This window comes from Niastella sp., from assembly GCF_045805085.1.
Taxonomy (GTDB): domain Bacteria; phylum Bacteroidota; class Bacteroidia; order Chitinophagales; family Chitinophagaceae; genus Niastella.
The window spans coordinates 1-7,251 of sequence record NZ_JBJMLX010000560.1 but is presented as its reverse complement, the minus strand read 5'-3'; the positions used below and the strand labels follow the sequence as shown (position 1 = coordinate 7,251).

Here is a 7,251-nt window from a genome sequence, read left to right as displayed (position 1 = left end):
GAGATCCGCGATTACTTTGGAGATAGATCCATGCGTATTTTAATTCCCCATTTTTGCCATTATGCAGGAATTGATGAACTATGGGTGCACCTTTTCATAACATCATTGAAAAAACGTATATCGTTACCACCCAGTCAAACAAGCGCTGAGCCATCAGATGATGATCCATTTGCCGGAGAAGAACGGATAAAACTTGCGCAGGCCATCGAGAATATGAAGCATGGGAAAATGGATAATCTGGAAACCCGACGTGAACGGGCCAGGCAATGGAAGCTGTTAAACAACAAGGGAGAAAAGCACGCTAAACGGCATGATAATTTCCGGGTAGTCATTTATTCCGATGAGGTAGCTGCTATATTAAGAAATCACCTTCGCACTGCACAAGGAATGCTAAGAGAAATTCGTACGATGTATGAAATTCCCAGAAAAGCCCCTATTTCAATCAGAAGGTTTTGTTTTCATTTTAAATATGAAGAAGAAGAGATCAGAATGGGACTTGCCTGCATGTATGGCGAAGAATATATAGCGCCGTAAAAAAGAACAGGTATATCATGCCCTCTCCTCTATAATAAATAAAGCCCGTACGATGCCAGTGGTCGTACGGGCTTTATTATAAGACTGAAGTATGCTCCCGCCCTCCTTCGCCCCCGGGCAAAGACTCAGCTTACCCGGCTTCGCAAATCCTTCGCAAGTTCTTCGCAAATTTGCGAAGAAGCCTAAGATCGTTCCCGAAGCATTCTAAAAGCGTTTGCGAAGAAATATTTGCCTTTTCTCACATTTCCCCATTAATTCATCAGTAATACGAATCTCTTATTGGTCTTACTCTTCTGCTTTAATTAAAAACGCCTCACGAACGACTATAACGCCAAAAGCGTAGAAATGTAAGTCCAAATGAGTTGTTGTAAGTCAGGACGCATAATATAAGGAGTTTGGAAATGAGCCATTTCAAACCGTTTTATGTTTGTGTGAGAAAGCAAGCAAGTGGATATACCGGTTACACACAAGCTTATTTCGGTTCGGTATCTCATTCCTCACATCTAAAACTCCTTTTATGGGAAAGATGAACAACGGTATCCTGGATAATTTTTCAGGTACCATCGGTAAAGTAGTTGGCAGTAACTGGCGGGGCGTGCCTTACATGCGCAGTAAAGCTAAAAAGCGCACAGGCGCCCTAAGTGATGCTCAACTTGAACAACAGGCTCGATTTGCCATAGTTGGCAAATTCACCCAGAGCATGAATGATCTGTTTACACTCGGGTTCAGAGACCAGGCGGTTAAAATGACGGGTAAAAATTACGCCCAGTCCATCATCCTCAGGGATGCAATCACTGGTACTTATCCGGATTTTCAGATCGATTACAGCAAGGTGCCCATTAGCCAGGGTAAGCTTACAAGGGCTAAAAGTCCAGTGGTAACAGCTGAGGCTAACAGTATCCTCAAGTTTACCTGGACAAACGATGCGGGAAGAAAACTCGCAAAAGCCAATGACCAGGCGGTACTCGTTGCATATTGCCCCGAAATGAATGAAACGGAGTATGCGTTCGGACCTGCCCGCGATGCAGCAACAGGCACGCTTGATGTAGCCGAATTCTCCGGCAAAAAGGTGCATGCCTGGATCAGCTTTATGTCAGGCAATGGCAAATTGATTGCCAACAGCGTTTATTGCGGTGAGTTAACCATTAGCTAACTGCAATTCGTGTAAACGTATCCTGTAAAACAACACACCGGAGTCACCGGTCATTAATCCCGATGCGTATCGGGCAAGGCAAACGCCCACTTAAAACAAAATGCAACCCCGAGGGCCCCGGGGGCGCATTTTAAGACAACTGTTTCGGTATTCATTTTCTAACATGTAAAACCCGTTTTATGAGTCAACTTTCAGAAAACACTGCATTACCTAACAATCGTAGTAATGTAGTCGAGTACAGTTCTTACGACAACACGTATCATTTACGAAGCTTCCTGCTTCGCAAGAACAGAGAGCCTAATGCCTTTCAGCTGGTTCAACAGGAAATGTTTTCCAAAGCGGCAGAATTTGTGCTTAGCCTTTCGTCCCTGCTGTTATTAAGCAATAGAACGATCAGCCAAACCGCGCACCTGAGTTTTGTAATGTCATACGTGTATAGAAAAGCGATCACATACAGCAGTAAGGGATTTAGCATCAATTACCCCAGGGTGCTGATAAGCCACGGCAACCTGCCTACTGCCGAAAAAGCTGTTACTAAAACAAGTCCGGGCTGTATAAGCTTTTCCTGGACCAACAACGCCAGCCCGGATCTTACCCGAGGTTTTGACAAAGCCATCCTCGTGGTTTACTGTGAAGCATTGAACAAATGCATTCACATTATCGGGGAAACAAGGCGCCGGGATGAAGAAGCATTGCTCGAGGTCCCTCAATTTCATGGATATGAAGTGCAAACCTGGTTAAGTTTCATTTCGGCCGATAAAAGAAACCTGGCCGACAGCATGCATACCGGGGCGTTGTTTATTACCTAAGAGAAATTATAACCTTATCCTATTTTTTATTCTTTAACCATTTCAAACATTCTTTTGTTTACGCAGCAGGCCTGTTCGTAATAGGAAAGTCCTCCCGACGAAAGGAGGACCTTTTATTGACAAACTGCTAAAGAATGGTAAACACCATCGACGCAGGCATCTTCATGACCCTGCCATCCGGACCGGCAGCGGCAATATCATCGATAATGATCCGCTGATCTTTTGTCATCGATTGGATCAGTTTTATCTGTTCTGGTGAAAAACGGTCATTGGCAGTAGTAACTGTCAATCCCTGTACATGGTCATTTGTAATGACGCTCATCGTAAAGGAAACTACTTTGAAAGGAATATCAATATCTGCATTCTCAACCGTACATATAATTCCGCCTGCTTTCAGCAAAGCTTCTTTACTGATGCGCCCGCCTTTTATCAGTAAGCCGCCCGCTGGTGGTGTTAATGACGCAACAGGGGGTGCAAGATATTTGGCATTGAAGGTTGTTTCCTTTACTACTTTGCCACCGGCCTTAACGGTGATGACCGCTTTGCCTGGTTTCGCAGCCTTAATTACATATTCTCCATTCTCGCCGGTAATAGTACCATTATCTATCGCCACGGCAATTTCATTGGCTTTGTAACCGGCTACTGAAATATTCACCGGGTTTTCGATCCCAATGTATACCACGTTCGCTTTTGTCAGCGCCACTGCCGTTACTACTTTGGGGGTTTCTGAAACGGTTTGTCCGTTTACAAAGGCAACTCCCAACAAGAGCAGGGCTGTAACCGGCGCCAATAACAAGAGCCTGTACCTGGTTGCCGGTGCTGCTTTTTTTGTTGACATCATAAGAAATCGTTTTTTTATTAATGAATGTTTGAAGGTGGATGTAATGGCTATCCGCTTTGATTCAATTATATGGTCCAGTAATAATTGCTGGTACCGGACTTTATTTACGCCTCTATTCAGCACGCCTTCATCAGCCAGGTATTCATGTACCAACTGGATCTCATTCCGCATCACATACATAAACGGATTAAACCACTGAAACGCTGTCAACAGTTGCGCGAGTAACCGGTCAATGGAATGATACTGCGCCGCATGTACCTGTTCATGCAACAATATATTGTCCTGTCCTTCGGATAAGCTTTCTTTATTCATAAACACCAGGCGAAAAAAAGAAAAGGACTCTTTAAACCGGTCATTCCATGCCAGCCGCAAGCCGCCCCATTTTTCTTTGGTAGCTTTTTTATAACAGGTCAGAATAACAATCAACTCTTTGATGATCCCTATTATAAAAAAAATCATCACAGTAAGGTAGATATAGAACACCCAGGATATGCTTTTCTTCCAGTCGATAGCAGGGGTTGTTTGCGTACGCGTATTGTCTGTTTTTATGCTGGTTGTGTTTGCAATGGGGATGTTCTCAACAACAGGAGTAGCTGATTCCGTCTCCGCAACCGATGGTCTTATCACCAGCGGACTTACCGGCGCCAGCATGGACACCACCATGCCGATCAGAAAATAATAGCGGATGGTCTTTACAGGCATCCTGTTTTCCAGCAGTGCCTTATACACCAGCCACACTACACTCACACAACCCGCCGACAACAATACATATATAAGGAAGGTTTGCATACTTATGATTTTTGTTTTTTGATCTCCTGGTCGATCAGCTTTTTCAATTCTTCCAGTTCAGTCACCGGCACGTCTTTTTCCTTTACAAAGAACGATACCAACTGGTTAAGTGAATTATTAAACAGCCCTTTGTACGCGTCTTTCAACACATGCTTTGCATATGCTTTTTTTGCGACCACCGGGTAATACACATGTATATTCCCATACTTTCGGTGCGCCACATAGTTTTTTTTCTCCAGCACTTTTATTACTGTCGCCACCGTAGTATACGCTGGTTTGGGCTCGGACAACTTCTCCACTACATCTGCTACTGCACCTTCCTGTATGTCCCATAATACCAACAGGATCTCCTCCTGGGCTTTGGTTAATTCTTCCATCAGCTACTATATTTTAATGCAATCTACTACAACTATAGTAGATTGAAAAATCTTTTTTCCCCACATAAAAAAAGTCCCTCCCGATACATCGGGAAGGACTCCTATTTTAGTTATCAGCTTTTCTTATTTCGCATCTGCGCCTACATCCTTCGGGTTGAGGATCCGCGCTGTTGCCGGGGCAGAACTTACTTCATCAGCGCCGGCATCGAGGGGCGCCGTTCTCGGCTGTCCGTCCATGTCAGTGGTGATGGCGGCATAGGGGTTAACTGCTTTCTTGCCTTTGGGCGCCGGCACGGCATCGATGGCCGGACTGCCAGGCAGTAGATGGATAGTTTCACTGTTGCCGCGGCCCAGCTTGGGATCGGTAGTAGTGAAGGTTCCATCAGGCATATCGCCCTTGCTCTCGGCATTGAAAACAATATTGCCTTCCCAAACCGGGTTTACAAAGGGACCGGTAATGCTTGCTGCTGGTCCGCCGCCCCTGATGATATTGCGGGCAACGGTAATCGCCGTAGCGCCTAATCCTTTATCGCGGCCGCCCATGGCAATGCTGCTCTTGCAACTGATAATGGTATTGAAAGCGATCAGCACCCGATCGGGCCGGTCGTGACAGGTGAGTGCGGCGCCGTCAGCAACTTCGCCGTCGCCATTGCCTATATTGATACCCATACTGCAGGTCTCAAAATAATTGCTGTAGATGAGGTGGTCATCACCAAAGATGCGCAAACCGGGGGTGTTGTGAAAATAGTTGCCATACACCTGGCTAAAGTTACCATGCCGCAAAGTGAATTGCGCCTTGCAATTGCGAATGGTATTATAGCGCAGCGTTACGGCCGATGCTTTTACTGAGATCAGCTCATTCTCGCCTTCACATTCTTCAAACAGGTTGTACTCTACAATGCTGTTGCTTTTCGACATACTGAATCCGCTCAGACCAAACTGGAATGCTTCAGCGCCATTTTTGCCACCCTGGCTGGTAAAATTGTAAAAATAGTTGTGGTGGATCCATAAGCGCTCGGCAATCTGGCTGCCTTCGCCGCGGATGGCCAGGAAACGGCCCATCGTACTCTTATTATGGAAAGTATTGTAATCGACCTGGTGATCACTGCCGGCAATGGTCAGTTCCTCCCCTTCGCCTTCATTCTCGAAAATGTTGTGCGTCCAGCGGCAAAAGCTGGTGCCGGTACCCGTACGGGCCGTACTGGCGGCGTGGGTGAATTTAAATCCGCTGATCACAATGTATTTGGCCGGACTCATAATGGCAAACCCGCCTGCGCCGGTTATCTCTGCCTGTCCATCAGATTGGGCCATAATTACAATGGGTTGCTCTTTTGTTCCTTCCCGGTTAATGGTCACAGGATTGCCGGTGGCATAGAGCCCATTCTGTACCAGCAGGGTGTCGCCGGGTTTGGCTTCATTGATCGCTTTTTGTAAATGGCCAATGGTTTTTATCACAATGGTTCCGGCGGTGGTGGTTTGAACGCCGGCAGTCATTAACAAGAGGAGGGCTGTAAGGGAACGTACAATATTTTTCATGCAGGATATTTTACCCGTACTATAACAGTTTTGGCAAATATAATATTGTATCCCCAATGGGCAGATAGGGGTTTTTACTAGTTATTGAGCTATTTTATCAAAAAGGAATGGCTAGCAGGTAGACAATCTTAATGGGGGAAACTTAATAAAGCCTCTTGAAACTGCTGTTTTAAGACTGGAAGGTCATTCTGGGCAATTTCCCAAACGATATGAAAGTTTACAGCAAAATATTCGTGTATAGATATATTCCTGAAACCTCTTATCGGCTTCCATTCAATTTCCTGGTGAATATCTTTAAATGATGAAGTCAAAGCATTACAGGCCTCGCCAATGATTTCAATTTGCTTAACGGTAGCAAATCTCTTTTCTGAATTCTCGAGAAAGTCATCATACGAAACTCCATTCAGATATTTCTCAATTTCAGTGATGGCTTCTATAATATGAATAACTCTTGTTTTGTCAGTGATCATTCCTTTCATAAATTAGAATCTTGTCCTTATCGATAAAAGGTTTTACATGACGGGAGAGACCTTCAGCAGTAATAAGGTCAATTTTTTTGTGGAGTAATTCTTCCAGATCTGATTGATATAAGAAAAACTTCATTCCGATAGGCTTGGAATGATCCAATTCAACCAGTATATCAATGTCGCTATCGGGCCGGGCTTCATTTCGAGCCATAGACCCAAACAAATAAGCCCTCTTTACAGGGATTCCTGCAAAATATTGTTGGAGGACTTGTTTTTCAATAGCAGACAGATTCATATCCTAAAGATAATCAATTTTTTATTATTGCAACTTCAACAGGACAATACAGGACAAACCCCTACCCGTTGAAGTGGGATAGAAAGCGGAGGGGCTTTCGATTGTGTATCTAACATATGTGAATGGGAGATTTGCCATTGGTTTTAAAGTTGAGTACGAGAAATGGGAAGTAGGAGGTAGGAAAATACAAGTTCTTCATACTTCTTACCTCTTACTTCATAACCTTATTTTCAATAAAGTTTCATAGTATTACTTTACCACCGGAAAGGCACTTATCCTCAACCTCGCTCCTCCCATTGGCACCAGGGTAAGTTGCTTCGGTGTTTCATTGGTGGCAACCGGGCTCTGTGGTAAAACGGCGCATAATCCATACTGATCTACCGTCCAACCGGGAATGAGTTTGCCGGTGGCGATCAGTTCAATGGGCGCTGTGGCATTGGTGAATGGATT

The 7,251-nt window shown here is 44.7% G+C and carries 9 protein-coding genes; 3 read left to right on the top strand and 6 right to left on the bottom strand.

What is annotated here, in order from left to right:
- From ACJ751_RS29195 to ACJ751_RS29185, 3 genes are all read left to right on the top strand, one after another.
- Nucleotides 1–534: hypothetical protein (locus tag ACJ751_RS29195; protein WP_407749076.1), on the top strand; the 534-nt coding region annotated here is incomplete at its 5' end.
- 517 nt (nucleotides 535–1,051) lie between these two features.
- Nucleotides 1,052–1,687, top strand: coding sequence for a DUF6266 family protein (locus ACJ751_RS29190; RefSeq protein ID WP_407749075.1), 636 nt, complete (start codon nucleotides 1,052–1,054; stop codon nucleotides 1,685–1,687).
- Between the two features lie 179 nt (nucleotides 1,688–1,866).
- On the top strand, nucleotides 1,867–2,496 hold the full coding sequence (locus ACJ751_RS29185; protein ID WP_407749074.1) for a DUF6266 family protein: 630 nt from the start codon (nucleotides 1,867–1,869) through the stop codon (nucleotides 2,494–2,496).
- A gap of 127 nt (nucleotides 2,497–2,623) precedes the next feature.
- Here the strand turns inward: ACJ751_RS29185 and ACJ751_RS29180 are convergent, their stop codons facing one another.
- From ACJ751_RS29180 to ACJ751_RS29155, 6 genes are all read right to left on the bottom strand, one after another.
- The gene (locus ACJ751_RS29180; RefSeq protein ID WP_407749073.1) at nucleotides 2,624–4,126 is read right to left on the bottom strand and encodes a M56 family metallopeptidase; all 1,503 of its coding nucleotides are present in this window, start codon (nucleotides 4,124–4,126) and stop codon (nucleotides 2,624–2,626) included.
- 2 nt (nucleotides 4,127–4,128) lie between these two features.
- Nucleotides 4,129–4,503 (bottom strand): BlaI/MecI/CopY family transcriptional regulator, encoded by a 375-nt coding sequence (locus ACJ751_RS29175; RefSeq protein ID WP_407749072.1) that lies wholly within the window; start codon nucleotides 4,501–4,503, stop codon nucleotides 4,129–4,131.
- 123 nt (nucleotides 4,504–4,626) lie between these two features.
- The gene (locus tag ACJ751_RS29170; RefSeq protein ID WP_407749071.1) at nucleotides 4,627–6,039 is read right to left on the bottom strand and encodes a chondroitinase-B domain-containing protein; all 1,413 of its coding nucleotides are present in this window, start codon (nucleotides 6,037–6,039) and stop codon (nucleotides 4,627–4,629) included.
- A gap of 128 nt (nucleotides 6,040–6,167) precedes the next feature.
- Nucleotides 6,168–6,518: a DUF86 domain-containing protein gene (locus ACJ751_RS29165; protein ID WP_407749070.1), complete on the bottom strand. Its 351-nt coding sequence runs from the start codon at nucleotides 6,516–6,518 to the stop codon at nucleotides 6,168–6,170.
- Nucleotides 6,499–6,801 (bottom strand): nucleotidyltransferase family protein, encoded by a 303-nt coding sequence (locus tag ACJ751_RS29160; RefSeq protein WP_407749069.1) that lies wholly within the window; start codon nucleotides 6,799–6,801, stop codon nucleotides 6,499–6,501. The genes ACJ751_RS29165 and ACJ751_RS29160 overlap by 20 nt, the downstream gene beginning before the upstream one ends.
- 249 nt (nucleotides 6,802–7,050) lie before the next feature.
- The coding region (locus ACJ751_RS29155; protein ID WP_407749068.1) for a hypothetical protein at nucleotides 7,051–7,251 on the bottom strand (201 nt) is incomplete at its 5' end.

Excerpts from the sequence above, each read along its gene's own strand:
- ACJ751_RS29190 (WP_407749075.1), top strand. The coding sequence starts at position 1,052 with ATGGGAAAGATGAACAACGGTATCCTGGATAATTTTTCAGGTACCATC.
- ACJ751_RS29185 (WP_407749074.1), top strand. The coding sequence starts at position 1,867 with ATGAGTCAACTTTCAGAAAACACTGCATTACCTAACAATCGTAGTAAT.
- ACJ751_RS29180 (WP_407749073.1), bottom strand. The coding sequence starts at position 4,126 with ATGCAAACCTTCCTTATATATGTATTGTTGTCGGCGGGTTGTGTGAGT.
- ACJ751_RS29175 (WP_407749072.1), bottom strand. The coding sequence starts at position 4,503 with ATGGAAGAATTAACCAAAGCCCAGGAGGAGATCCTGTTGGTATTATGG.
- ACJ751_RS29170 (WP_407749071.1), bottom strand. The coding sequence starts at position 6,039 with ATGAAAAATATTGTACGTTCCCTTACAGCCCTCCTCTTGTTAATGACT.
- ACJ751_RS29165 (WP_407749070.1), bottom strand. The coding sequence starts at position 6,518 with ATGAAAGGAATGATCACTGACAAAACAAGAGTTATTCATATTATAGAA.
- ACJ751_RS29160 (WP_407749069.1), bottom strand. The coding sequence starts at position 6,801 with ATGAATCTGTCTGCTATTGAAAAACAAGTCCTCCAACAATATTTTGCA.